Origin of the sequence: Streptomyces sp. NPDC019224 (assembly GCF_040632605.1) — a bacterium.
Taxonomy (GTDB): Bacteria; Actinomycetota; Actinomycetes; order Streptomycetales; family Streptomycetaceae; genus Streptomyces.
On the sequence record NZ_JBEYCF010000050.1, the window covers coordinates 17,495 to 39,764 of the forward strand.

Annotated in this window: 26 protein-coding genes and 1 tRNA gene; 17 read left to right on the forward strand and 10 right to left on the reverse strand. The window is 71.3% G+C overall.

Going from position 1 to position 22,270, the window contains the following annotated elements:
• Positions 1–322 precede the first annotated feature (322 nt).
• From ABZ564_RS26155 to ABZ564_RS26180, 6 genes are all read left to right on the forward strand, one after another.
• The gene (locus ABZ564_RS26155; RefSeq protein ID WP_360861081.1) at positions 323–760 is read left to right on the forward strand and encodes a DUF3052 domain-containing protein; all 438 of its coding nucleotides are present in this window, start codon (positions 323–325) and stop codon (positions 758–760) included.
• Positions 761–958: 198 nt separating this feature from the next.
• Positions 959–1,417: a peroxiredoxin gene (locus ABZ564_RS26160; protein WP_360861083.1), complete on the forward strand. Its 459-nt coding sequence runs from the start codon at positions 959–961 to the stop codon at positions 1,415–1,417.
• Positions 1,418–1,566: 149 nt separating this feature from the next.
• Entirely contained in the window at positions 1,567–2,142 is a 576-nt protein-coding gene (locus tag ABZ564_RS26165) for a TerD family protein (RefSeq protein WP_360861085.1), read from the forward strand.
• 158 nt (positions 2,143–2,300) lie between these two features.
• Positions 2,301–2,876, forward strand: coding sequence for a TerD family protein (locus ABZ564_RS26170; RefSeq protein WP_360861086.1), 576 nt, complete (start codon positions 2,301–2,303; stop codon positions 2,874–2,876).
• 70 nt (positions 2,877–2,946) lie between these two features.
• Complete coding sequence (locus ABZ564_RS26175; protein ID WP_360861088.1) at positions 2,947–4,074, forward strand: DUF475 domain-containing protein; 1,128 nt, start codon at positions 2,947–2,949, stop codon at positions 4,072–4,074.
• Between the two features lie 153 nt (positions 4,075–4,227).
• Positions 4,228–4,962 (forward strand): Tellurium resistance, encoded by a 735-nt coding sequence (locus ABZ564_RS26180; protein ID WP_360861090.1) that lies wholly within the window; start codon positions 4,228–4,230, stop codon positions 4,960–4,962.
• Here ABZ564_RS26180 and ABZ564_RS26185 read toward each other — a convergent pair.
• Positions 4,959–5,810 (reverse strand): TerD family protein, encoded by an 852-nt coding sequence (locus ABZ564_RS26185; protein ID WP_360861092.1) that lies wholly within the window; start codon positions 5,808–5,810, stop codon positions 4,959–4,961. The genes ABZ564_RS26180 and ABZ564_RS26185 overlap by 4 nt on opposite strands.
• Before the next feature lie 221 nt (positions 5,811–6,031).
• Here ABZ564_RS26185 and ABZ564_RS26190 point away from each other — a divergent pair, with 221 nt between their 5' ends.
• The 4 genes from ABZ564_RS26190 to ABZ564_RS26205 all read left to right on the forward strand — a co-directional run bounded on the left by ABZ564_RS26190 (position 6,032) and on the right by ABZ564_RS26205 (position 11,341).
• Entirely contained in the window at positions 6,032–7,195 is a 1,164-nt protein-coding gene (locus tag ABZ564_RS26190; protein WP_360861094.1) for an HpcH/HpaI aldolase/citrate lyase family protein, read from the forward strand.
• A gap of 105 nt (positions 7,196–7,300) precedes the next feature.
• Complete coding sequence (locus ABZ564_RS26195) at positions 7,301–9,748, forward strand: phosphoribosyltransferase (RefSeq protein WP_360861096.1); 2,448 nt, start codon at positions 7,301–7,303, stop codon at positions 9,746–9,748.
• On the forward strand, positions 9,745–10,569 hold the full coding sequence (locus tag ABZ564_RS26200; RefSeq protein WP_360861098.1) for an HAD family hydrolase: 825 nt from the start codon (positions 9,745–9,747) through the stop codon (positions 10,567–10,569). The genes ABZ564_RS26195 and ABZ564_RS26200 overlap by 4 nt, the downstream gene beginning before the upstream one ends.
• Positions 10,570–10,681: 112 nt before the next feature.
• Positions 10,682–11,341 carry a class I SAM-dependent methyltransferase gene (locus ABZ564_RS26205; protein ID WP_360861100.1) on the forward strand — a complete coding sequence of 220 codons (660 nt, stop codon included), beginning with the start codon at positions 10,682–10,684 and terminating at the stop codon, positions 11,339–11,341.
• An 87-nt stretch (positions 11,342–11,428) separates the two neighbouring features.
• Here ABZ564_RS26205 and ABZ564_RS26210 read toward each other — a convergent pair whose 3' ends face one another.
• From ABZ564_RS26210 to ABZ564_RS26220, 3 genes are all read right to left on the reverse strand, one after another.
• Positions 11,429–11,650, reverse strand: coding sequence for a zinc ribbon domain-containing protein (locus ABZ564_RS26210; RefSeq protein WP_360861102.1), 222 nt, complete (start codon positions 11,648–11,650; stop codon positions 11,429–11,431).
• A 50-nt stretch (positions 11,651–11,700) separates the two neighbouring features.
• Complete coding sequence (locus tag ABZ564_RS26215) at positions 11,701–13,098, reverse strand: hypothetical protein (RefSeq protein ID WP_360861104.1); 1,398 nt, start codon at positions 13,096–13,098, stop codon at positions 11,701–11,703.
• A 126-nt stretch (positions 13,099–13,224) separates the two neighbouring features.
• Complete coding sequence (locus ABZ564_RS26220; protein ID WP_360861106.1) at positions 13,225–13,992, reverse strand: DUF4097 family beta strand repeat-containing protein; 768 nt, start codon at positions 13,990–13,992, stop codon at positions 13,225–13,227.
• Between the two features lie 186 nt (positions 13,993–14,178).
• Here ABZ564_RS26220 and ABZ564_RS26225 point away from each other — a divergent pair.
• Positions 14,179–14,250 (forward strand) — tRNA-Val (locus ABZ564_RS26225).
• Between the two features lie 297 nt (positions 14,251–14,547).
• Here ABZ564_RS26225 and ABZ564_RS26230 read toward each other — a convergent pair.
• Positions 14,548–14,892, reverse strand: a complete 345-nt coding sequence (locus tag ABZ564_RS26230) for a MerR family transcriptional regulator (RefSeq protein WP_360861108.1) — start codon at positions 14,890–14,892, stop codon at positions 14,548–14,550.
• A gap of 75 nt (positions 14,893–14,967) precedes the next feature.
• On the opposite strand from ABZ564_RS26230, the gene ABZ564_RS26235 reads away from it, so the two are divergent.
• The 4 genes from ABZ564_RS26235 to ABZ564_RS26250 all read left to right on the forward strand — a co-directional run bounded on the left by ABZ564_RS26235 (position 14,968) and on the right by ABZ564_RS26250 (position 17,776).
• Entirely contained in the window at positions 14,968–15,327 is a 360-nt protein-coding gene (locus ABZ564_RS26235) for a putative quinol monooxygenase (protein ID WP_360861110.1), read from the forward strand.
• Positions 15,324–15,509, forward strand: a complete 186-nt coding sequence (locus tag ABZ564_RS26240) for a hypothetical protein (RefSeq protein ID WP_360861112.1) — start codon at positions 15,324–15,326, stop codon at positions 15,507–15,509. Before ABZ564_RS26235 ends, ABZ564_RS26240 begins: the two co-directional genes overlap by 4 nt.
• 93 nt (positions 15,510–15,602) lie before the next feature.
• Positions 15,603–16,844 (forward strand): MFS transporter, encoded by a 1,242-nt coding sequence (locus ABZ564_RS26245; protein ID WP_360861153.1) that lies wholly within the window; start codon positions 15,603–15,605, stop codon positions 16,842–16,844.
• 158 nt (positions 16,845–17,002) lie between these two features.
• The gene (locus ABZ564_RS26250; RefSeq protein ID WP_360861114.1) at positions 17,003–17,776 is read left to right on the forward strand and encodes a class I SAM-dependent methyltransferase; all 774 of its coding nucleotides are present in this window, start codon (positions 17,003–17,005) and stop codon (positions 17,774–17,776) included.
• Positions 17,777–17,863: 87 nt separating this feature from the next.
• Here ABZ564_RS26250 and ABZ564_RS26255 read toward each other — a convergent pair whose 3' ends face one another.
• From ABZ564_RS26255 to ABZ564_RS26265, 3 genes are all read right to left on the reverse strand, one after another.
• Positions 17,864–18,202 (reverse strand): PadR family transcriptional regulator, encoded by a 339-nt coding sequence (locus tag ABZ564_RS26255; protein ID WP_360861116.1) that lies wholly within the window; start codon positions 18,200–18,202, stop codon positions 17,864–17,866.
• Positions 18,203–18,227: 25 nt separating this feature from the next.
• The gene (locus tag ABZ564_RS26260) at positions 18,228–19,529 is read right to left on the reverse strand and encodes an MFS transporter (protein WP_360861118.1); all 1,302 of its coding nucleotides are present in this window, start codon (positions 19,527–19,529) and stop codon (positions 18,228–18,230) included.
• Positions 19,530–19,720: 191 nt separating this feature from the next.
• The gene (locus tag ABZ564_RS26265; protein ID WP_360861120.1) at positions 19,721–19,897 is read right to left on the reverse strand and encodes a hypothetical protein; all 177 of its coding nucleotides are present in this window, start codon (positions 19,895–19,897) and stop codon (positions 19,721–19,723) included.
• A gap of 42 nt (positions 19,898–19,939) precedes the next feature.
• On the opposite strand from ABZ564_RS26265, the gene ABZ564_RS26270 reads away from it, so the two are divergent.
• Positions 19,940–20,392, forward strand: a complete 453-nt coding sequence (locus ABZ564_RS26270; protein ID WP_360861122.1) for a hypothetical protein — start codon at positions 19,940–19,942, stop codon at positions 20,390–20,392.
• A 57-nt stretch (positions 20,393–20,449) separates the two neighbouring features.
• Entirely contained in the window at positions 20,450–20,674 is a 225-nt protein-coding gene (locus tag ABZ564_RS26275) for a DUF2277 domain-containing protein (protein ID WP_360861124.1), read from the forward strand.
• An 8-nt stretch (positions 20,675–20,682) separates the two neighbouring features.
• Here ABZ564_RS26275 and ABZ564_RS26280 read toward each other — a convergent pair whose 3' ends face one another.
• Both ABZ564_RS26280 and ABZ564_RS26285 read right to left on the reverse strand, forming a co-directional pair.
• Positions 20,683–21,345 (reverse strand): VTT domain-containing protein, encoded by a 663-nt coding sequence (locus tag ABZ564_RS26280; protein WP_360861126.1) that lies wholly within the window; start codon positions 21,343–21,345, stop codon positions 20,683–20,685.
• A gap of 237 nt (positions 21,346–21,582) precedes the next feature.
• A complete protein-coding gene (locus ABZ564_RS26285) occupies positions 21,583–22,041 on the reverse strand; it encodes a DoxX family protein (RefSeq protein WP_360861128.1) in 459 nt (152 codons plus the stop codon).
• Between the last annotated feature and the right edge of the window lie 229 nt (positions 22,042–22,270).

The window sequence follows — 22,270 nt, forward strand, 5'->3', positions numbered from 1 at the left end:
GACGGGGCATGCGGGACGGCAGGGGACGGACCGCCACCATACGCCCAAGGCGTCCAAGTGTTCCCAAACCCTGCTCGACTCCGGATGCCGGACCGAAACGGCATAAGCTGTCCAAGGACGTAGGACCTCAGGGGGGTGGAGGAGGACGCGGGCCCTCGCAGGGGGCCGCCGGCAGTACGGCGACGTGACAGGAAACGTCACCGTTTAGGCGGTCTCGTACGCTGGGTACTTGCGCGATCCGCCGCTCCCGTGTGGACTACGGCCAACGCCCCGCGCACGCGCGTGGCTGAAGCATTTTCCGAACATGATCAGGAGGCAACCCGTGAGCGCGACCGCGGACCACGCGGAGGAGCGGACCAACCCGGCGACACGCCTGGGGTTCGAGCCCGGACAGGTGGTCCAGGAGATCGGCTACGACGAAGACGTCGAGCTGGAGCTCCGTGAGGGCATTGAGGCCATTACCGGCCAGGACCTCGTCGACGAGGAGTACGACGACATCGCTGACGTCGTCCTGCTCTGGTTCCGTGACGAGGACGGCGACCTTACGGACGCGCTGGTGGATGCCATTGGTCTGCTCGAGGACGGCGGTGTGGTCTGGCTGATGACGCCGAAGACCGGCCGCGACGGATACGTCGAGCCGAGCGACATCAACGAGGCCTCCCAGACCGCCGGGCTCGCCCAGACCAAGAGCGTCAGCGCGGGCAAGGACTGGTCGGGAAGCCGTCTTGTCACGCCCAAAGCGGCCAAGGCCAAGCGCTGACCCCACCAACCCCTGAAGGCCCCCGACAGGCATCGCGCCGGCCGGGGGCCTTCGTACATGCGTCCTCGCCGATCACTGGCTTGATGCGCCCGTACGCGGGAAGCCTTCCCGGGTGCCGCACGGCCGCCCGGGGGCTCTGCGTAGGGTGGGGGTCACCCGGACAGCCCAGCCCGGTGACGTAGCGAAGGGACGCGTTTCATGGCGATCGAAGTCGGCACCCAGGCCCCGGATTTCGAGCTGAAGGACAACCACGGCCGGACCGTGAAGCTCTCCGACTTCCGCGGCGAGAAGAACGTGGTGCTGCTGTTCTACCCGTTCGCCTTCACCGGCGTCTGCACGGGCGAGCTGTGCGCGCTCCGCGACGAGCTGCCCACGTTCGAGAACGACGACACGCAGCTGCTGGCCGTCTCCAACGACTCCATCCACACCCTGCGCGTCTTCGCCGAGCAGGAGGGCCTGGAGTACCCGCTGCTGTCCGACTTCTGGCCGCACGGCGAGACCTCGCGGGCCTACGGCGTCTTCGACGAGGAGAAGGGCTGCGCGGTGCGCGGCACCTTCATCATCGACAAGGAGGGTGTGGTGCGCTGGACGGTCGTCAACGGGCTGCCCGACGCACGCGACCTCAACGACTACATCAAGGCGCTCGGCGCCCTCTGATCCGGCTTCGGACGGATTGCGGGCCGACCTGGGCCCGAAAGCCTGTTTCGGGCGGGAACCGGTCACTAGGATCCACTCGTTGATCCGATGTCAACACGACGTGGAGGCGCCGGCACCGGCCGGCCCCCAAGAAACCAATGGGAGGACTCGTGGGAGTCAGCCTCAGCAAGGGCGGCAACGTCTCGCTGACCAAGGCCGCGCCCAACCTGACCGCGGTCATCGTGGGTCTCGGCTGGGACGCCCGTACCACCACCGGTGGGGACTTCGACCTCGACGCCAGTGCTCTGCTGACGAACGCCGAGGGCAAGGTCGCCAACGACGGCAACTTCGTCTTCTTCAACAACCTCAAGAGCCCCGAGGGCTCCGTCGAGCACACCGGTGACAACCTCACCGGTGAGGGCGAGGGCGACGACGAGGTCATCAAGGTCAACCTGGCCACGGTTCCGGCGGACGTCGACAAGATCGTCTTCCCGGTCTCGATCTACGAGGCCGAGTCCCGCCAGCAGAGCTTCGGCCAGGTCCGCAACGCGTACATCCGCGTCGTCAACCAGGCCGACAACAGCGAGCTCGCGCGCTACGACCTGTCCGAGGACGCCTCGACCGAGACCGCCATGGTCTTCGGTGAGCTGTACCGCAACGGCGCGGAGTGGAAGTTCCGCGCCATCGGCCAGGGGTACGCCTCCGGTCTGCGCGGCATCGCGCAGGACTTCGGCGTCAACGTCTGACCTGCCCGGGGCCGGGCCCCGGCATCAGCGTCTCCGTCCGGCGCCGCACCACGTGCGGCGCCGGACGTGCTCAATGGACGGTGTCGCGGGCCGTACGGGTTCGGCCGGCGGCCCCGTCCCGTACAGAAGACGGTTCATAGACTCGGGGAGGACACACCATGGGCGTCACACTCGCCAAGGGAGGCAACGTCTCCCTCTCCAAGGCCGCACCCAATCTCACCCAGGTGCTGGTCGGGCTCGGCTGGGACGCACGATCCACGACGGGGGCCGACTTCGACCTCGACGCCAGCGCGCTGCTGTGCCAGTCGGGACGGGTGCTCGGCGACGAGTGGTTCGTGTTCTACAACAACCTCACGAGCCCCGACGGTTCCGTGGAGCACACCGGTGACAACCTCACGGGTGAAGGCGACGGCGACGACGAGTCGGTCATCGTGAACCTCACGCAGGTGCCGGCCCACTGCGACAAGATCGTCTTTCCGGTCTCGATTCACGAGGCCGACAACCGCGGTCAGACATTCGGTCAGGTCAGCAATGCGTTCATCCGCGTCGTCAATCAGGCGGACGGTCAGGAACTCGCGCGTTACGACCTCAGCGAGGACGCCTCCACGGAGACCGCGATGATCTTCGGCGAGCTCTACCGCTACAACGGCGAGTGGAAGTTCCGTGCGGTTGGTCAGGGGTACGCGTCGGGACTGCGAGGCATCGCTCTAGACTTCGGGGTCAACGTTTCGTAAAGCCGCGCACGGCGCGGGGGAGCCCCGTGCACATCGGGGGAGACCCGTTACATACATGATGGGGTAGCCAGTGCTTCTGAAAACCTTCGGGTGGTCGTTCGCGATCACCGTGATCGGTCTCGTGGCCGCGTTCTTCTACGGGGGGTGGGAAGCCTTCGGCGTGGTGGCGATCCTTTCCGTCCTGGAGATCTCGCTGTCGTTCGACAACGCGGTGGTCAACGCCGGAATCCTGAAGAAGATGTCCGCCTTCTGGCAGAAGATCTTCCTCACGATCGGCGTGCTGATCGCGGTCTTCGGTATGCGGCTGGTCTTCCCCGTCGTGATCGTGGCCGTCACCGCCAAGCTCGGTCCGATCGAGGCCATCGACCTCTCCTTCAACGACCCGGACCGCTACAAGGAACTGGTCACGGACGCCCACCCGGCGATCGCCTCCTTCGGTGGCATGTTCCTGCTCATGATCTTCCTCGACTTCATCTTCGAGGACCGTGACATCCAGTGGCTGCGCTGGATCGAGCGCCCGCTCGCGAAGCTCGGCAAGGTCGACATGCTGTCGGTCTGCATCGCGCTCATCGTCCTGCTGATCTCCGCCATGACCGTCGCCACCCACGCGCACCAGCACGGCGGCGGACACGTGGACAAGGCGGAGACCGTCATGCTCTCCGGCATCGCGGGTCTGATCACGTACCTCATCGTCGGCGGGCTCTCCGGCTTCTTCGAGGACAAGCTCGAAGAGGAGGAGGAGCGCGAACACGAGGCGGAGGAAGAGGCCAAGCGGAGCGGCAAGAAGATCTCCGCGGTCGCCCTCAGCGGCAAGGCCGCGTTCTTCATGTTCCTCTACCTGGAAGTGCTCGACGCCTCCTTCTCGTTCGACGGCGTGATCGGCGCCTTCGCCATCACCAACGAGATCGTGCTCATGGCGCTCGGCCTCGGCATCGGCGCCATGTACGTCCGTTCGCTCACGGTCTACCTGGTCCGCCAGGGCACCCTGGACGACTACGTCTACCTGGAGCACGGCGCCCACTACGCGATCGGCGCGCTGGCGGTCCTCCTGCTCGTCACGATCCAGTACGAGATCAACGAGATCATCACCGGTCTGATCGGTGTCGTCCTGATCGCCTGGTCCTTCTGGTCCTCGGTCCGCCGCAACAAGGCGCTGGCGGCGGAGGAAGGCAAGGGCGAAGTGACTGCCGGGGTGTGACCCGGTAGGAATTGAGGGAACGCTCCCTGCGGGGCGGCTCGTACGGCAACGTCTCCGGACTCACCCGGAGGCGGCCCGGAGCCGCCCCGCAGTGGTGTGTGCGTCGTATGCGCCGCATGCGACGGGTGAGGGACCGAGAGGGCGGGGTCGGGGATGGCGTTCTGGAACAGCCTGTGGCCGGGGCGGGAGACACAGTTCGAGTCGGGCAGCGCGGCCACCAACTCCATCGTGCTGACCCGGCGGCACCCCACGGTCTCGCTGACCAAGCAGGGCGCGCTCAGCGGCAACGTCCGGGTCAACCTCTCCTGGCGCATGCGCACCTCGGACATCGAGGGCCGCTCCCGCGGGAGCGGCCGGCTGCGGCGTCCGCTCAGGTTCTTCCAGCCGGAGGCCGTCCAGGCGCACACCCAGGGCGTGGTCGACGTCGACCTGGACCTCGGCTGCATGTACGAACTGGCGGACGGCACCAAGGGTGTGGTGCAGCCGCTGGGCAACCTGCTCGGCGATCTGAACGGGCCGCCCTACATCAGGCTCAGTGGCGACGACCGCTTCGGAGCCCCCTCCGGCGAGACGCTCTACGTCAACCTCGACCAGCGCGAGCACCTCAAGCGGCTGCTGTTCTTCGTCTACATCTACGACCAGACCCCGGCCTTCGACCGTACGCACGCCAAGGTGACGCTCTATCCGGGCAACGGACCGCGCATCGAGATCGAGCTGGACGAGCGCGCCCCGCAGGCCCGCTCCTGCGCGGTGTTCACGATGGAGAACATCAAGGACGAACTGATCGTGCGGCGCGAGGTGAAGTTCGTCTACGGCTTCCAGTCCGAGCTGGACCGGATGTACGGCTTCGGCATGCAGTGGGGCCGCGGCTACAAAACGCGTGCTTAGGGGCGTATGAACTGTGGTCCCTGCGGGGGCAGCACGAAATTCGGGTCGGGAGCGGGCGCGGCCGCCGGCGCGGGCTGCGGATAGCCGTACGCGGGCTGCGCGGAGGCCGGCTGGGGGTATCCGTACGCGGGCCGCGGCGCCGGGGTGACGGGGGGCTGGGGGTAGCCGTACGCGGGCTGCTGGTGCAGGACGGTCGCCTGCGAGTCGGGGGCGGGGGCCGGCGGGAACGCGGGCGCGGGCGGCACCGCGTCGGGCCGGTGCTGCGGCTCCGGCTCTGCCGGGGCGGGCGCCTGGGGCTCGGGCTCCGCCTCGTCGACCGAGATGCCGAACGCGGTCGCGAGACCGATGAGACCGGTCGGGTAGCCCTGCCCGACCGCCCGGAACTTCCAGCCGTCGCCGCGCCGGTACAGCTCACCGCAGATGATCGCGGTCTCCTCGCCGGTCTCCGCGCGCACGTCGAACACGGCGAGCGGTTCGCCGTCGGCCGCCGCCGCGTCGTGGATCAGGATGCGCAGATCGCGTACCTGCCCGAAGGCGGCCCCGTCCGAGGACGCGGCGATGACCACCTGGTCGACCGACGGATCGAGCGCGTTCAGATCGGCCTCGATGGTGTCCGTCAGACCCTCGGGGAGGCTGCGCTTGGGCAGCCTGCGCACCAGGCCGGAGGGGTGGCGCGGCTGGTTGTAGAAGACGAAGTCCTCGTCCGAGCGCACGCGCCCGCCGGCGCCGAGCAGCAGGGCCGAGGCGTCCACATCGGGCACCCCGGCGCCAGGTGTCCAGCGCAGCACGGCCCGTACGGCCATGGCGTCGAGAGGGACGTTCGAGCCTTTCACCATCGCGTGCGTCATGCCGGTCATCCTGCCTGCTGGCCGCCCGTGCGGACAACGCGGGGGGCGCGGTCCGTGTCCCGCGGATGGACCGGTTTCACCCGCTCCGCTCTTTTGGAGACACGTGCGAAACGGGCAAGCCATCCGCAATTCACCTGGAGAGGGAACTGCCGACACCCGTTCGTACGTACTATTACCGGCCACACGTTGTCCGGTCGGTCAGAGAGTACGGGGGGAATTGCATGCGTCATTTCGGGCATATTGCAGCTGCTGCGAAGGACGGGCTCTTCTTCCAGGAACCCTGTGCGTTCGATGCCGACTCGTCGGCCCCGCTCCTCTCCGCCGCCCTGGGCGCCACGCTCTACAGCCCCGCCACCCGGACCCGGCTCGCCGACGACATCGTCAAGCTGGCCGGACGCGGAGTCGTCTCGATGGTGCTGTGCCTGGAGGACTCGATCGACGACTCCGAGGTGGCCGGAGCCGAGGAGAACCTGGTCAGGCAGTTCGCGGACCTCGACGCCCGGCCCACCGAGCTGCCGCTGCTGTTCATCCGGGTCCGCGAACCCGCGCAGATCACCGACCTGGTGCGCCGCCTCGGCGCGTCGGTCCGGCTGCTGTCCGGGTTCGTACTTCCCAAGTTCACCCGCGAACGCGGTGGACCGTTCATGGAGGCGCTGACCAAGGCCGAGGCCGCCACCGGCCGGCGGCTCTTCGCCATGCCCGTGCTCGAATCGCCCGAACTCCTGCACCTGGAGACCCGCCGTGCCACCCTCCGGGGCATCGCCGAGACCATCGCCGCGCACCGCGACCGGGTGCTCGCGCTGCGGCTCGGCGTCACCGACTTCTGCTCGGCGTACGGACTGCGGCGCGCCCCCGACATGACGGCGTACGACGTCGGAATCGTCGCCCACGTCATCGCGGACGTCGTCAACATGCTCGGCCGGGCCGACGGCACGGGCTTCACGGTCACCGGACCCGTGTGGGAGTACTTCCCCCGCCAGGAGCGCATGTTCAAGCCGCAGTTGCGGAACAGCCCCTTCCAGGAGAACCGGGCCGAGGAGCTGCGCACCGAGCTCATCGCCCACGACCTGGACGGACTGCTGCGCGAGATCGAGCTGGACCGGGCCAACGGCCTGCTCGGCAAGACCTGCATCCACCCCTCGCACGTCGCCCCCGTGCACGCGCTGTCCGTGGTCAGCCACGAGGAGTTCAGCGACGCCCGGGACATCCTGCGCCCCGAGAGCAACGGCGGCGGCGTGCTGCGCTCCGCGTACACGAACAAGATGAACGAGGTGAAACCCCACCGGGCCTGGGCCGAACGCACGCTGCTGCGCGCCGAGGTCTTCGGCGTGGCCCGGGAGGACGTCGGCTTCGTGGATCTGCTGGAGGCCTGCCTCGCGGAGTGACCGGGACCGGCGGGAGGATCGAGTAAGGACGGCCGGTGCCGCAGCGGCACCGGACCCGGCAGTCGAGTGGAAAGAGACGCGAACGTGGTGTGGTCGGGTAGCTGGGTGGCAGAGCGACTGGGCGTCGGGCTGGTGGGCGACGGGGAGCTGCGCGAGCTGCTGGGCCTCGCCCTGCGGCGCAACCCCAAGCGGGCGCACCTGCTCGTGTCGAACGTGCTCGGCAAACACGTCCCGCAGCGCCCGTCCGTCGTGTACGCCACCGGCTACGAGCTGGGCCGCCGGGTGCGCGCGCTGCTCGGCGAGGACGGGGCGCGGCGCGCGGTCGTCCTCGGCTACGCGGAGACGGCCACGGGCCTGGGCCACTCGGTCGCCGACGGCCTCGGCGACGCCCCCTACATCCACTCGACCCGCAGGCCCGTCCCCGGCGTGGCCCGGGCGGGCGGCTTCGAGGAGGCCCACTCGCACGCCACCTCGCACCTGCTGCTGCCGGAGGACCCGGAGCTGCTGGCGGCGGACGGACGCGGCGGGGACGGCTCGGCGCTGGTGCTCGTGGACGACGAGTTCTCCACCGGCAACACCGTCCTCAACACGATCCGCGCCCTGCACGAGCGCTACCCCCGCGACCGGTACGTCATCGTGGCCCTGGTCGACATGCGCTCACCGGCCGACCGGGGCCGGCTGGCGGAGTTCGCGGCGGAGACCGGTGCCCGCGTCGACCTGCTGGCCCGCAACACCGGCACCGTCACGCTCCCGGACGGCGTCCTGGAGAAGGGGCAGGCGCTGGTCGCGGAGCAGGAAGCCGGGGGCGGGGACGGCCTTCAGGGGGAGACCCCGCAGACGCGTCCCCACACCCGTGTCGACCTCCGCTGGCCCGCCGGTGTGCCCGACGGCGGGCGCCACGGCTTCACGCAGGCCCACCGCGCCCTCCTGGAGGCCGCACTGCCCGCCATGGCCGACCGCGTCGCGCGGGCGCTCGGCGACGGGCCCCGCCGCGTCCTCGTCCTCGGCTTCGAGGAGCTGATGTACGCGCCACTGCGCCTGGCCACCGCCCTGGAGGAGCGCACCGACGCCGAGGTCCGCTACTCCACGACCACCCGCTCCCCGGTCCTCGCCGTGGACGACCCCGGCTACGCGATACGCACCCGGATCGTCTTCCCCGCCCACGACGACCCGGCCGACGGCCCCGGCGAGCGCTACGCGTACAACGTGGCCGGCGCCGGCTTCGACGCCGTGGTCCTCGTCGTCGACTCGGCCGCCGACACCCCGGCGCTCCACGCCCCCGGGGGCCTGCTCGACCGGCTCGCGCCCCACACCGCCCGGCTCCTGCTCGCGGTGATCCCCTCGTACGTACCGAAGGCGACCGCCTCCCCACACCAGGAAGAAGCCCCCATGCAGCTGCCCGAGCCCCTCCGGGGCCCCGCGTTCTCCTCGTACGCGCCGGACGAGGTCGGCTGGCTGCTCCAGGACCTCTCGGACACCCCCCTCGAAGCGCCCACGGAGGAGCGCGAGGAGGCGATACAGAGCGGGGGCGCGCACTACGCGGAGTCGCTTCCCGTCGAATACCAGCCGTCCGCCGAGTACCAGGAGCTGTTCAAGAGCGCCCTCGCGCTGTCGGCCGCCCGGATCGCCCGCGCCGTGGGCACGGTCACCGAGACCGTCCTCGCCGAGCGCGGCCCGCGCCCGGTCCTCGTGTCGCTCGCACGGGCCGGTACGCCGGTCGGCGTGCTGATGCGCCGCTGGGCCCAGGCGCGGCGCGGCATCGAACTGCCCCACTACGCCGTCTCCATCGTGCGCGGACGCGGTATCGACGCCAACGCGCTGCGCTGGCTGGCCGGCCAACACGACCCGGCCGACGTCGTGTTCGTCGACGGCTGGACCGGCAAGGGCGCGATCACCCGCGAACTGGCCGCAGCCATAGCCGAGTTCGAGAAGGGTGGGGGAGCGCAGGGCTTCAACCCGGAGATCGCGGTGCTGGCCGACCCGGGCGGCTGCGTGCGGACGTACGGCACCCGTGAGGACTTCCTCATCCCCTCCGCCTGCCTCAACTCCACGGTGTCCGGGCTCATTTCCCGTACGGTCCTGCGCGCCGACCTGGTCGGGCCGTACGACTTCCACGGCGCGAAGTTCTACCGCGAACTCGCCGGCTCCGACGTCTCCGGCCTCTTCCTCGACACCGTCGCCGAGCGCTTCGGCGAGGTCGCGGACGCCGTGGACGCCGAGGTGAAGGAGCTGCTCACCGCCGACCGGGCCCCTACCTGGGAGGGCTGGACGGCCGTGGAACGCATCAGCGAGGAGTACGGCATCCACGACGTCAACCTCGTGAAGCCGGGCGTCGGCGAGACCACCCGGGTCCTGCTGCGCCGCGTCCCGTGGAAGATCCTCGCCCGGCGCGGCGCCGGCCCGGACCTGGAGCACATCAGGCTGCTGGCCGAGCAGCGCGGCGTACCGGTCGAGGAGGTCGACGCGCTCCCGTACACCTGCGTCGGCCTCATCCACCCCAAGTACACCCGCGGGGCGACCGGCGCCGACGGCAAGGCGGTGGAGACCGCGTGACGGACTCTCCGCTCACCCTCGTCGCCAGCGACCTCGACCGCACCCTGATCTACTCCTCGGCCGCGCTCCAGCTCACCATGGACGACGAACGCGCACCCCGGTTGCTCTGCGTCGAGATGTACGGTCACAGGCCCCTCTCGTACGTCACCGAGACCGCCGCCGGGCTGCTCGCCGACCTGACCGCCGCCGCGTCCACGGTCTTCGTCCCCACCACCACGCGCACCCGCGAGCAGTACCACCGCATCCGCCTCCCCGGCGCCCCCGCCGAGTTCGCGATCTGCGCCAACGGCGGCCACATCCTGGTGAACGGCGAGTCCGACCGGGACTGGCAGCGGACCGTCGCCCGCCGGCTGACCGACGAGTGCGCCCCGCTCGCCGAGGTCCGCGCCCACCTCGTCGCCACCGCCGACCCCGCGTGGCTGCTGAAGGAACGCGTGGCCGAGGACCTGTTCGCCTACCTCGTCGTGGACCGCGCCGAACTCCCCTCGGAGTGGACGAAGGAGCTCTCCGCCTGGGCGGAGCCGCGCGGCTGGACCGTATCCCTCCAGGGCCGCAAGATCTACGCCGTACCGCGCCCGCTCACCAAGAGCGCCGCCATGCGCGAGGTCGCCCGCCGCGCCGGCACGACGCGCACCCTCGCCGCCGGCGACTCCCTCCTGGACGCCGACCTCCTGCTCGCCGCCGACCGGGGCTGGCGCCCCGGCCACGGCGAACTCGCCGACGCCGGCTGGAGCGCCGCGCACGTCGAGGCCACCGCCGAGCGGGGCGTGGCCGCGGGCGAGGAGATCCTGCGTCGCTTCCTGCGGGCCTCGGGCCTCTGAGGGGACCCGGCGCGCCGGGAAACGCACCCACGCGGGCAGGGGCGGGCGGCTAGAGTCGCGCCGTTCCCGCCCGCCGGGGGAATCATGCGGCCGACGACCGGAGAGTTGCGCGATGACCAAGGGAAACTCCACCAAGATCACCGATGAGCTGTACGCGTACATGCTGGCGCACAACCCGCCGCTGGACGCCGTGCAGCGTGAACTCGTCGAGACCACCTACGCGAAGCTCCCGGACCACGCGGGCATGCAGTCCGCCGAGGAACAAGGCCCGTTGCTGGCCTTCCTCGTGCGGCTGACCGGCGCCCGGCACATCGTGGAGGTCGGCACCTTCACGGGCTTCTCCGCCCTGGCGATGGCCCAGGCCCTGCCCGAGGACGGGCGGCTGATCGCCTGCGACGTCTCGGAGGAGTGGACGGCGTACGGCCGCGAGGCGTGGGAGAGGGCGGGCGTCGCCGACCGCGTCGACCTGCGCATCGCCCCCGCCCTGGACACCCTGCGCGCGATGCCCGAGGAACCCCACATCGACTTCGCCTACCTGGACGCGGACAAGGGCAACTACATCGCGTACTGGGAGGAACTGGTGCCCAGGATGCGGCAGGGCGGGGTCATCACCACGGACAACGTGCTGTTCCACGGCAGCGTGACCGACCCGGACGCGACGGGCGCGGCGAAGGCCATCCAGGACTTCAACGACCACGTCTCCGCGGACGCGCGGATGGACAGCGTGCTGCTGACGGTGTCGGACGGCCTGACCCTGTCGCGCAAGCGGTAGCCGCCCGGGGCGGCGGTTCCAAGGCGCGGCGGTCCGGGCCCCGGGGTGCCGTCCGCGGGTTCTGCCGGCCCCCGGGGCGCCGACGGGTCAGCCGCAGCAGCCGCCCCCGCAGCAGCCGCCCCCGCCCCCGCCCCCGGAGGAGGGTGCGGGCGCCGAACCGGCCGAGCCGCCGACAGCGACGGCGGAGAGCAGCTTCACGGTGTCCTCGTGCCCAACGGGGCAGGAGGCGGGGGCCGAGGACTCGGCCATGGGCCGGCTGAGCTCGAAGGTGTCTCCACAGGAGCGGCAGCGGTATTCGTAGCGAGGCATGACGTCAGGTTATCGGCCTCCGGCCCCGGGCTGTCCACGGCCGAGGGGCGTCAGTGGCTCCCGGCGCCGCGCTCCTCGCGGATGTCGGCGACGACATCGGCGGCGGTCTGCCGCAGGCCCTCCGTCACGGTGAGGAAGTGCCAGTAGTCGGGATGGCGGTTCTCCAGGCCCGTGATCGCCTGGTCGAGGCGGGCCACCGCGTCGTCCAGCGGACGGGCGTGGCGCGGCTCGGGGGTGTGACGCCCGGCCATGGCGAGCCGCTGGGCGTCGCGGATGGCGAACCGGGTGCGCTGGATCTCCTGCTGCGGGTCCTTGGCCACCTCGTCGAGCCGGCGCAGCCGGTCACCGGCGGCGGACACCGCCTCGTCCGTCGCGTTGAGCAGGGCGCGGACGGTGCTCAGCCGTGAGGTGGCGTCGGCCCAGCGCTGCTCGTCGCGGGCCAGGGCCGCCTCCTTGAGCTTCTCCTCGGCCTGCCGCACATTGACCGCCGCCTGCTCCGGCACCGGCTGGAGGTCCTGCCAGCAGGCCGCGGAGAACCGCCGCCGCAACTCGCTGAGCACCGGCTCGACGGACGCGGAGCGGGTGGTCAGGGCCTGGGCGCGGGTGCGCAGGGTCACCAGCCGACGGTCGATCTCGGCGGCGCGCTCCGGCAGCTTCTCCGCCTCGGCCCGTACGGCCTCGGCATCGCGCAGCACCCGGTCGGCGCGCTGCAGGGTCTCGGCCACACCGTGACGCCCGGCGCCCTGGTTCAGCTTGGTCAGCTCGGGGGCGAGGGCGGCGAGCCGGGCGGCGAGATCATCGGCCCGCAGCCCGGACGCCCGCACCGAATCGAGAGCGTTGCTCGCGGCGAGGAGCGCCTGCCGCGCCCGCTCCACGGCGGGGGCGAGCCGGGCGAGCTGCGTCTCGGCGCTCCCGAGCAGCGGCCCGAGCCCGGTGCCGAACCGGTCGAGCTCCCCCTTGACGCGTACCAGCTGCTCCCGGGCAGAGGTCAGCTCGGCCCGGGCCCGGGAGGCGACGGACGGTTCGAGATCGTCCCGGTCGAGGTCGTGGGCATCGACGGCCGTGATGTACGCGTGGCTCGCCTCGTCGATGCGCCGGCCGAGCGCGGCGAAGTCGTCGACGGCCTTGCGGGCGGCCGGCGAACTGTCGACGGCGGTAATGGTCTCGATGGAGATCTTGAGGTCGCGCTGGGCGGTGTCCAGCTCGTAGAACGCCTCGGCGGCCGCGTCCTTGGCCGCCTGCGCCTCGGCCCGCTGGCCCTCACCACGCCCCCCGAACCACCGCCGCGTACCGCCGCCGACGGCGAGGGGGAGGGCGGCGAGGAGGGGAAGGGGCGCGAGGACGAGGAAGCACACGTCACGCAGCCCCCGCCCGGCCGTGCGACGCCGACTCCGCTCCCGGACCGCCCCGACGACTCCCGCCTGCGGCTGCGCGTGTGTCGCCGTCACATGCCTCTCCCGTGCCGTTTCGCCCTGCCCGATACATTCTCCCACCAGGTAAGGACGAACACACGGGCCGGTTAGTTCACGGCCGGGGCGGTGACTGCGTCGCGTTTCCTCTCCATGCTCCGATTCTCAGCTCGCGTACCGGACGGTGACCCCGCCGTTGTCGCTGCGGGCCTTCACCACGTGCCGGCTGCTGTCGCTGCGCGGGACGTCGACGGAGACGTCGCCGTTGTCGGCTGACGCGGTCACCGCGTACGAGGTCCTGCCGGCGGGGAGGCCGATGCTGATGCGTCCGTTGTCGCTCACGGCGTCCACGAGATCCGGGACCCGGGTGAGATCGAGTTCCACGGACCCGTTGTCCGACCGGGCCACCACGGACCGCGCGGAGACCCGCTCGGCCCGGACGGACCCGTTGTCGCTCTTGAGGTCCAGGGGCCCGCTGACGTCCCGGACGACGACCCCGCCGTTGTCGGAGGAGAGCTTGAGCGGCGTACTGAACTCGGACGCGGTGATCCTCCCGTTGTCCGCGTCCACGGTCAGCGCGAGCCCGCGGGGCACCTTCACCTGGTGCTGCGCCTCGCAGTCGCTGATCATCGCTTCGCACTTCACCCGGAGCGTGAGGGTTCCCCCCTCCAGCTTCCATACGGGGTCCGGCCCGTTCCCGAGGACCACCCACCCGTCGACCCGCCGGGTCACCTCGATCTCCTCCACATCGGCGGGGACGACCTCCACGACGGAGTTCTCCGCTTCGATGGTGAGCGCCTTCCCCTCGTACGCGAACGACTTGTGCTCGACGGGCGCGTCCTCCACGTCCGTGCTCCCGCACCCACTGAGCGCCGCGACGAGCAGGACGGTGCCCCCGAAAGCCATGAGAGCGCTGCGATTACGGATGGTCATGGTGATCAGGTCCCCCTGGGCCGGCGCCGCGATGTGCCCTTACGGTAGGCAGTACCGCCCCACCCGGACGATCCGGGCGGCTACCGTCTCGGGGGTGGGGCTAGCCCCCGTACGAGCCGGTCGGGCCCTCTGGGTAACCGATTGTCGACATGTGCCGTGGGGCATGTAACCTGTTCCTTCATCCACGGGTGCGTAGCTCAGGGGTAGAGCGCTGCTCTTACAAAGCAGATGTCGGCGGTTCGAAACCGTCCGCGCCCACCGTAGGCAACCGCAGGTGCAAGCCTGCCTCGGCCCCTCGACCGGATTCGGTCGGGGGGTTTTCCCGTGCTCAGGGGGCACAAGGAGCCCACACCGTCACGGAATCTGCTCCTGAGTCGCGGCCGGGTGGGCCCCCGGGGCCTTCTCGGGGTGTGATTCGGTCCGCATGGGCCGAGGGATCCGACAGGAAGAGGTGGGGCGGTGCCCGCCTCCTTCGGCTCGGACACGGCGCTGGTGAGGCGCGCGGCCTCCTGCGTTCTCTTGAAGCTCGCCGGCACACCTCAGGGCCCCTCGGCATCACGCGGCCCGGGCGGCCCTGACCAGACCCGCCAGGGACGAACGGGCCTCCGAGAGCGCGGAGATGCGGTCGTCCAGGCCCAGGAGGTGCTCTTCCAGGGTCTCCAGCTTGCACATGGCCACCGTGCCGTCCTCCCGTACGCACGGAAGCAGGTCGCGGATGATCCGGGTCGGCAGACCCGCGTCCAGCAGCGAGCGGATGCGGCGGACCACGGCGGGGGCGTCGGCGTCGTAACGGCGGTGGCCGCCGGGGAGGCGGTGGGAGGCGAGGAGGCCCTGCTCCTCGTAATACCGCAGCAGCCGGACGGAGGTGTTCGTCGCCGTGGCCAGAGCGCCGATCTTCATGTGGTGCACCTCACAGGGGCCGAGTCGGGCGGTCGCTTGAACCTCACATCGGTGTCAGATCCTAGCGTGGGGGACATGACGAACCACATCGGCAACTCCCCGGCTCCCCTTGCCCTTTACGGCTTCCTGCGGCCGCGGCCGGAACGCGTCGACGAAGTCCGGCGCACGCTGTCCTCGCTCGTCGAGCCCACCCGGAGGGAACCCGGCAACCTGCAGTACCACCTCCACGAGCAGGAGGACGGCCGGTTCTTCCTCTACGAGGTCTGGCGCTCGCAGGAGGATGTGGACCGGCACAACGCCACGCCCGCCCTGCGTGCCTTCCTGGACAACCTGCCGGCCTTCCTGGAGTCCACGCCTGAGGGTTACTTCGACACCATGATCAGTCCGTACGCGGACTCCTCCGAGGGCGCCGCGCTCGGTACAGTCCGCGTGTGACCAGTAAGTTCGAGCCGACGATTCCGGAGATCACCCGCACCGACTGCGCGCGGTGCGGCACCGAGGTGCACGGCCTGGCCGGGCGGTACGCCTGTGCGCTCTGCGGCTGGGTCAACCACTACTCGGAGGGGCACGAGGAGTTGCCCGGCCTGGACGAGGACCCCGATCACGGGCAGCGGTAGCCCCTGCCGGGGCGGCGCCCCCGACGCCCGGGTGCCGGGGTGGTCGCGCTTCCCTCTAACCTGACCGCCATGGGTGAGGGGCGCGACAAGCTGATGACTCTCGGCGACCGGGGCGGGTCCCCTCCTTCCGCTGCCGGATCCCCGTTGCAACTGCCCGCCTTCCGGCGGTTCCTGCTCGCCCACCTGGTCTCCGCGGCCGGGTCGGCGATGGCGCCCGTGGCGCTGGCGTTCGCCGTGATCGGGCAGGGCGGGGGAGCGTGGTCACTCGGGATCGTGCTCACCGCCAACACCGTTCCGGCCCTGGTCTTCCTCCTCGTCGGCGGGGTGCTGGCGGACCGGGTGTCCCGGAGCCGGATCCTTTTCCTCGGGAACCTCGGTGCCGGTGTCGCGCAGGCGGCCGTCGCCGTGCTCGTCGCGACCGGGACGGCGACCACCGCCGCGATCAGCGTGTGCGCCTGCGCGTCGGGGGTGGCGTCCGCGTTCACCGCACCGGCGGTTCAGGGGGTGGCGTCCCGGCTCGTGCCGCCGGAGCAGCTCCAGCAGGCGAACGCGCTGGTCCGGGCGCCCAGGAACGCCGTCAAGGTGGTCGGGCCGGTCGTCGGCGGGTTCGTCGTCACGCTGACCGGGCCCGCCTGGGCGCTCGGGTGGGACGCCCTCACCTTCGTCGTCGCCGCGTTCCTGCTGGCCGGGCTGCGGCTGGCGGGCGCCGTGTCCCCCGGGGGCTCCGGCGGCGGGCTCGTGGCCGATCTGCGCGTCGGGTGGGCCGGGTTCAGATCCCGCGCCTGGCTGTGGAGCTACACGCTGTCGGGTACGGCGGTCGTGGCCGCCTGGCTGGCCGGGTACCAGCTGCTCGGGCCGATCGTGGCGGACCGCAGTTACTCGGGCGCCGGTTCCTGGGGGCTGGTGCAGGGGGCCTTCGCCGCGGGGCTGCTGGCCGGGACGGTCGTCTGTCTGCTGTGGAAGCCGCAGCGCCTGGTGCTGGTCTGCGTCGTGACCAGCTCGGGGCTCATGCTGCCGCTGGCCGCCCTGGGGCTCGAGCTGCCGCTGCCCTGGGTGCTGGCGGCCGCCGCGATCGCCGGGGTGGGGATGGACGTGGCCATCGTCGCCTGGTCCACGGCCATGCAGCAGCAGGTGCCCGACGAGGAGCTGGGGCGCCTCAGCTCCTTCAACTCGGTGGGGGAGCGCGTCGCCATTCCGCTCGGGTACCTCCTGGTCGCGGCCACGTCCGCGTACTGGACCAGCGGGCGCGTCCTGCTGGTGTGCTCCGCCGTCATCCTCGTCGCCGGCGTGGCCAACGCCTGCGTGCCCGATGTCCGCCGGATCAGGCGGGCGTGAGGAGGGCGGGGCGTCGAAAAGGGGGCGGCACACGCGAGTCGTTGGTTTGTATATGCCGTTCGACGACCTATGGTGACGGCGTCACGTCCCGCCCCCGGGTCCGCTTCACGCCGCGGCTTTCCAGGGGGGCCGCCCCGCAGTGGAGAAGGTGGAGCAGCATGGCCTCCGAGAGGAACCTCGTCGCCAACCGTAAGTCCCTCGCCCACATGGTCCGTTACGCCGCGCGCCGTCCGGACCGCATCGTGCCCCATCTGAAGCGGGCGGCCCGGGACCGGTGGCTGGCGTTCAAGCACCCGGACCACGTGAACTACTACCGGGCCGTGATGGCCTCGGACGCCCGGCGCAACCCCGAGGCCGCCGTCGGCAGCCGGACGCACGAGCGGTGGCTGGCCCTGGGGCGGATGCAGTTCGACTACCTCGTCGAGCACGGGCTCGCCCCCGGGGCCCGGATGCTCGACATCGGGTGCGGCAACCTGCGCGCCGGCTGGCGGTTCATCGACTATCTGGAGGCCGGGCACTACTACGGCATCGACATCTCGCCCGACATCCTGATCGCCGCCAAGCGGACCCTGGCCGCACAGGGGCTTCAGGCCAAGGTGCCGCACCTGACCCTCACCAAGGACCTGACGTTCGACTTCCTGCCGGAGGCGTACTTCGACGTCGTCCACGCCCACAGTGTGTTCTCGCACTCGCCGCTGGAGGTCATCGAGGAGTGCCTGGCCCATGTGGGGCGCGTCCTGGCGCCCGGCGGATACTTCGACTTCACCTTCGACCGCACCACCGGCACCGAACACCAGGTGCTGCGCGAGGACTTCTACTACCGGACCGAGACCCTGGTCGACCTCGCCGCCCGGCACGGGCTGCGGGCGCGGTTCATGGAGGACTGGGAGAAGTTGGGGCACGGGCAGTCGAAGATCCGCGTGAGTGTGTGACCCGCCGGTTCCTCGGCCGCCTCGCGGTACGCCTCGGTGATGCCGTCCCCGGACGCGCGGCGGTATCCGGCCGCAGCGGTGGAGGGCTCACGCGGTGGCCGGCTTCCCGCCGACCCCCAGGCGCCGGGTGGCCTCGCGTGCGGTGGCGGCGATCCGCCGTGCCTCGGCGGCCAGAGTCTCCCGGCCGGTGTCGGTGAGCGTGTAGCTGCGGCGCAGTCTGCTGTCCACGACCTCCTCCGCGTGCACCTCGATCAGGCCCTCCTTCAGCAGGCGTTCCAGCGCCCCGTAGAGCGTGCCGGTCCGCAGCCCGACCCGGCCGTCCGAGATCTTCTCGACCTCGCGCGCGATGGCGTAACCGTGCCGGGGCTCGTCCGCCAGGGCGGTCAGGAGGAGGAGGGTCGGTTCCTGCATCGCGCGTTCGCTCATGCCCGTATCGTACGGCAGGCATGAGTCACTCACCGGCATATGACGGGTTGCTCTGACCAGCGATCGGGAGGCGTTTTCCCAGGCGGGACAAGGGGGAGAGCGCCATGAACAGCGGAGAGAGGGCGAGCGCGACCGCGGTGATCAGCAGGCTCGTGCGCAGGCCCCACGCCTCCGCCAGGAAGCCGCCGAGGAGGGACCCGAACGGTGTGAGGCCCATCCCCGCGAAGTTGATCGTCGCCACCACCCGCGCCTGGATGCGCACCGGGGTGACCGCCTGCCGTACGGACATCACCGTGACGTTGACCAGCTGGCCGAACGTACCGAAGAGGAAGTTGACGGCCATCAGCGCCGGCAGGACCAGGGGGCCGGGGCCGTGCAGCGCCGGTACGCCGAGCATCACGCCGTCCGCCAGGACCGCCGACCCCACCAGGACGACGCCGTACCCCAGCCGCTCCGGCAGCCTCGCCGCCAGCAGCGACCCCAGCACCGCCCCCGGGCCCGTCGCCGCGAGCGCCAGCCCCACCTCCGCGCCGGACAGGCCCAGTTCGCGGGGGAGGAAGAGCAGATAGACCGTCATCAGCGCGGCGAGCGAGAACTGGAACAGGGCCGACGCCAGTCCCACCGCACGCAGCGCCGGGTGCCGGGCCACGAAGCGGAGGCCCTCGTGAATCCGCCGCAGAACCGGCGCCGGGGCCCCGGCGGGCACGGGTACGCGTTCGCGGCGGCGGATGCGGCCGATCGATACGGACGACAGCACGAAGAAGCACGCCCCGGTGACGACCGCGGGCAGGGGCGAGAACACCGACATCAGCGCCCCGCCGAGCGCCGGACCGCCGATCCGCGCCGCCGACCTGCTGCCCTCCAGCGCGCTGTTGCCCCGCATCAGCAGATCGCGGTCCACCAACCGCACCAGCGACGCCTGGTACGCCACGTCGAAGAAGACGCTCCCCACGCCGAGCAGGGCGGCGACCACGAGCAGGACGGGCAGTCCGAGCACGCCCAGCAGGTACGCCAACGGGACCGCCGCCAGGGCCAGCGCCCGGCCGAGGTCCGCCGCCACCATCACCGTACGGGTGCGGCGGCGGTCGGCCCACGCGCCGGCGAACAGCGACAGCAGCAGGATCGGCGCCTGTTCCACCGCCCGCAGGAGGCCGAGGGCGCCGGCGTCGGCGTGGAGGGAGACGACGGCGACGAGCGGCAGGACGACCAGGAGGGCCTGCTCGCCGAACTGGGATGCGGTCTGGCCGGCCCACAGGCGCAGGAAGTCGGCGTCCCGTCGGAGGGAGGGGACGGCGGAGTGGTCGGTGGTGCGGGAGACGGGATGCACGGGGCCCCTTGAGCTGCGGAGGACAACGCTCCGCCGTCACCGGGCACACAGGTGTGCGCCGGCGGTCCGGCGGGAAAGGCTCGCTGCGCCGCGCTCGAAGGCAGCACGCGATGACGGGTCGACCTGATACGTCAGCGCGTGCTCGGGCTACCGGGCATCTTCCCCTCCTCGATCCGTCGGGTGAGGGGAGGTTAGCCGCCCGGCCGGGTGGGGAACAGCGAATTTCCGTCGCCGCCCGCCGGGGCCTCCTCGCGGGCGGCCGCCGGAAGCAGCCGCGCGGCGGCGCCCGGCCGACGGGGCGAGGCGCCGCCGCAGAGCGCCACCCGTACGGGCGCCTCCATGTGGCCGCGCCGGGAAGGGTGGCGCAAGGTCGGTCTGACCTGCACGTTCCATCTGGCCCAGGAGCCCTCATGGCACAGACAGCGCCCCAGCCCGGCACCCCTTCCTCGCCGTCCTCGCCCACGGCCCCCCAGTCGGGGGGCGACAATCCCTGGGCCACCGGCGGGATCATGTTCGCCGGTGTGCTGCTGCTGGTCGACGGGGTGCTCGGGGCGATCAAGGGCATCGCCGGCATCGCGTCGGACGACGTCTACGCGCGGATCAACGACTACGTCTTCAAGTTCGACGTGACGACCTGGGGATGGATCCACCTCATCCTCGGCATCCTCATCGCGATCGTCGGCTGGGGCATCCTCAGGGGCTCCGGCTGGGCGCGCGGGGCCGGTGTGGGGCTCGCGGCGCTCAACATGATCGCCAACTTCATGTGGCTGCCCTACCAGCCGATCTGGGCCGTGGTCTCGCTCGCCATCGACACCTTCGTGATCTGGGCCCTGTGCACGGCGCGGAGCAAGTCGCTCGTCTGAGGCCGGCCGACCGCCCGGCCCCGGCGCCGTGTCAGTGGTACGGGTCACACTGGAGACATGTGCCGCAGTATCAAGACGCTCCGACCGCCCGCCCTCCCCGACGAGGCCACCGAGGAGGACATCCGCGCCGCCGCTCTCCAGTTCGTCCGCAAGGTGTCGGGCTTCCGCGCCCCGGCCGCGCACAACAGGGAAGTCTTCGACCGTGCCGTCGACGAGATCGCCGAGGCGACCGCCCGGCTGCTGGACGGCCTGGAGATACGGGGTGGTGCCAGGACGCCGTAGGGGCGGTGTCAGGACGCCGCGGAGACCGAGGCGGCGCGCGCCGCCTCGGCCGGGCGGCGCATGAGCAGCGCGGCGAAGGAGCCCGCGACGAACAGGGCGAGGACCGAGACGGCCGTGCCCAGCCAGCTCGCGCCCAGCCACTGCGCGCCGAAGTAGCCGAGGCCCACGCTGTAGCCGGCCCAGGCCAGGCCCGCGACGGCCGACCACGGCAGGAATTCCTTGACCTTGCGGTGCGAGGCGCCCGCGCCCAGCGAGACGACCGAGCGCCCGGCCGGGGCGAAGCGCGCGATGACGACGAGGATGCCGCCGCCCCGGCTCAGGGCGGCGCCCAGGCGTTCCTGCGCGGAGGTGAGGCGCCGGGAGCGGGCGATGGCGCGGTCCAGCCGCTCCCCGCCGTGCCGGGCCAGCCGGTACGCGGCCAGGTCGCCGAGCACCGACGCGGTGGCGGCGCACAGCAGGAGGGCCAGCAGTGAGGGGACCTCGGTCACCTGGCGGGCGGCGCCCGCCGCGTCGGCGGCCACGCCGGTGGTGCCCGCCGCGGCGGCCGTGGCGGCCGTGATCACCAGCACACCGCTGGGCAGAACGGGGAGGAAGACGTCCAGCAGCACGGAGAGGGCGACCACGGCGTAGATCCATGGGCTGCCGGTCAGCGCACCCACACTCTCGAGCACCTTCTACTCCCCGATCGGTAACAACGCCGCGACGTCGCAGGGGAGCGGCAGGAGCGGCAGGGTCAGCTGTACAGCGTACGCCTGCCGTTCACCCGGTGATCCATATATATGCGTGATGTTGGGCACCCGGCCGGGCGGGACGTGAGCGCGCACCGCCGGGGAGCGGGTCCCGGCGGTGCGCGAGAGGTGCGGGGGCCCGGTCGGTCCGCGGGCCCGGAGGGAGTGGGGAGGGAGGGGTCAGGCCGCGACCGGGGAGCTCTGTTCCGGCGCGTGGTCCTGGTCCCGCCGGCCCGGTGCGCGGGGGGTGAACAGTCCGTCCAGGGCGAGGGCCCCGGGGCCGGTGAAGACGAGCAGCAGGAACACCCAGCAGTAGACGGCGGACGGTTCGCCGCCGTTCTGGAGGGGGAAGAGGGCGTGGGACTGGTGGACCGTGAAGTAGGCGTAGGCCATGGAGCCGGACGAGACCAGCGCGGCGAGGCGGGTGCCCAGGCCCAGGGCCACGAGGGCGCCGCCGACGAGCTGGATCACCGCCGCGTACCAGCCGGGCCAGGTGCCGGCGGGTATGGAGCCGCCGTCCCGGGCGCCGCCGAGCACCCCGAAGAGCGAGGCGGCGCCGTGGCACGCGAAGAGGAGGCCGACGACGATGCGGAAGAGCGCGAGGGCGTAGGGCTGGGCCCGGTGCAGGTATGGGGTCATGGAGGGGAGGGCTCCTTCGGTCTGATGGGGACGGGAACCGACTGGGCGCCAAAGATTAGGTAGACCTCACCAATACTTGCAAGTTCAACGTTCTGTTGGCTGGCTGAAAACTGACGGTCTGTTGTGAGCCGGTCGGTGTGGTGATACCGCCTCGAACTGGGCAGCTTCCTTCCTGTGCTTGGCCTGAACCAATGGCGGCGCAGTTTTCCGGCCATGGGATGGAGTTCCG

What these genes read in the sequence shown, in the direction of transcription:
- ABZ564_RS26160 (WP_360861083.1), top strand. Translation starts at nt 959, where the DNA reads ATGGCGATCGAAGTCGGCACCCAGGCCCCGGATTTCGAGCTGAAGGAC.
- ABZ564_RS26170 (WP_360861086.1), top strand. Translation starts at nt 2,301, where the DNA reads ATGGGCGTCACACTCGCCAAGGGAGGCAACGTCTCCCTCTCCAAGGCC.
- ABZ564_RS26180 (WP_360861090.1), top strand. Translation starts at nt 4,228, where the DNA reads ATGGCGTTCTGGAACAGCCTGTGGCCGGGGCGGGAGACACAGTTCGAG.
- ABZ564_RS26185 (WP_360861092.1), bottom strand. Translation starts at nt 5,810, where the DNA reads ATGACGCACGCGATGGTGAAAGGCTCGAACGTCCCTCTCGACGCCATG.
- ABZ564_RS26190 (WP_360861094.1), top strand. Translation starts at nt 6,032, where the DNA reads ATGCGTCATTTCGGGCATATTGCAGCTGCTGCGAAGGACGGGCTCTTC.
- ABZ564_RS26205 (WP_360861100.1), top strand. Translation starts at nt 10,682, where the DNA reads ATGACCAAGGGAAACTCCACCAAGATCACCGATGAGCTGTACGCGTAC.
- ABZ564_RS26210 (WP_360861102.1), bottom strand. Translation starts at nt 11,650, where the DNA reads ATGCCTCGCTACGAATACCGCTGCCGCTCCTGTGGAGACACCTTCGAG.
- ABZ564_RS26220 (WP_360861106.1), bottom strand. Translation starts at nt 13,992, where the DNA reads ATGACCATCCGTAATCGCAGCGCTCTCATGGCTTTCGGGGGCACCGTC.
- ABZ564_RS26230 (WP_360861108.1), bottom strand. Translation starts at nt 14,892, where the DNA reads ATGAAGATCGGCGCTCTGGCCACGGCGACGAACACCTCCGTCCGGCTG.
- ABZ564_RS26235 (WP_360861110.1), top strand. Translation starts at nt 14,968, where the DNA reads ATGACGAACCACATCGGCAACTCCCCGGCTCCCCTTGCCCTTTACGGC.
- ABZ564_RS26245 (WP_360861153.1), top strand. Translation starts at nt 15,603, where the DNA reads ATGACTCTCGGCGACCGGGGCGGGTCCCCTCCTTCCGCTGCCGGATCC.
- ABZ564_RS26250 (WP_360861114.1), top strand. Translation starts at nt 17,003, where the DNA reads ATGGCCTCCGAGAGGAACCTCGTCGCCAACCGTAAGTCCCTCGCCCAC.
- ABZ564_RS26255 (WP_360861116.1), bottom strand. Translation starts at nt 18,202, where the DNA reads ATGAGCGAACGCGCGATGCAGGAACCGACCCTCCTCCTCCTGACCGCC.
- ABZ564_RS26270 (WP_360861122.1), top strand. Translation starts at nt 19,940, where the DNA reads ATGGCACAGACAGCGCCCCAGCCCGGCACCCCTTCCTCGCCGTCCTCG.
- ABZ564_RS26275 (WP_360861124.1), top strand. Translation starts at nt 20,450, where the DNA reads ATGTGCCGCAGTATCAAGACGCTCCGACCGCCCGCCCTCCCCGACGAG.
- ABZ564_RS26285 (WP_360861128.1), bottom strand. Translation starts at nt 22,041, where the DNA reads ATGACCCCATACCTGCACCGGGCCCAGCCCTACGCCCTCGCGCTCTTC.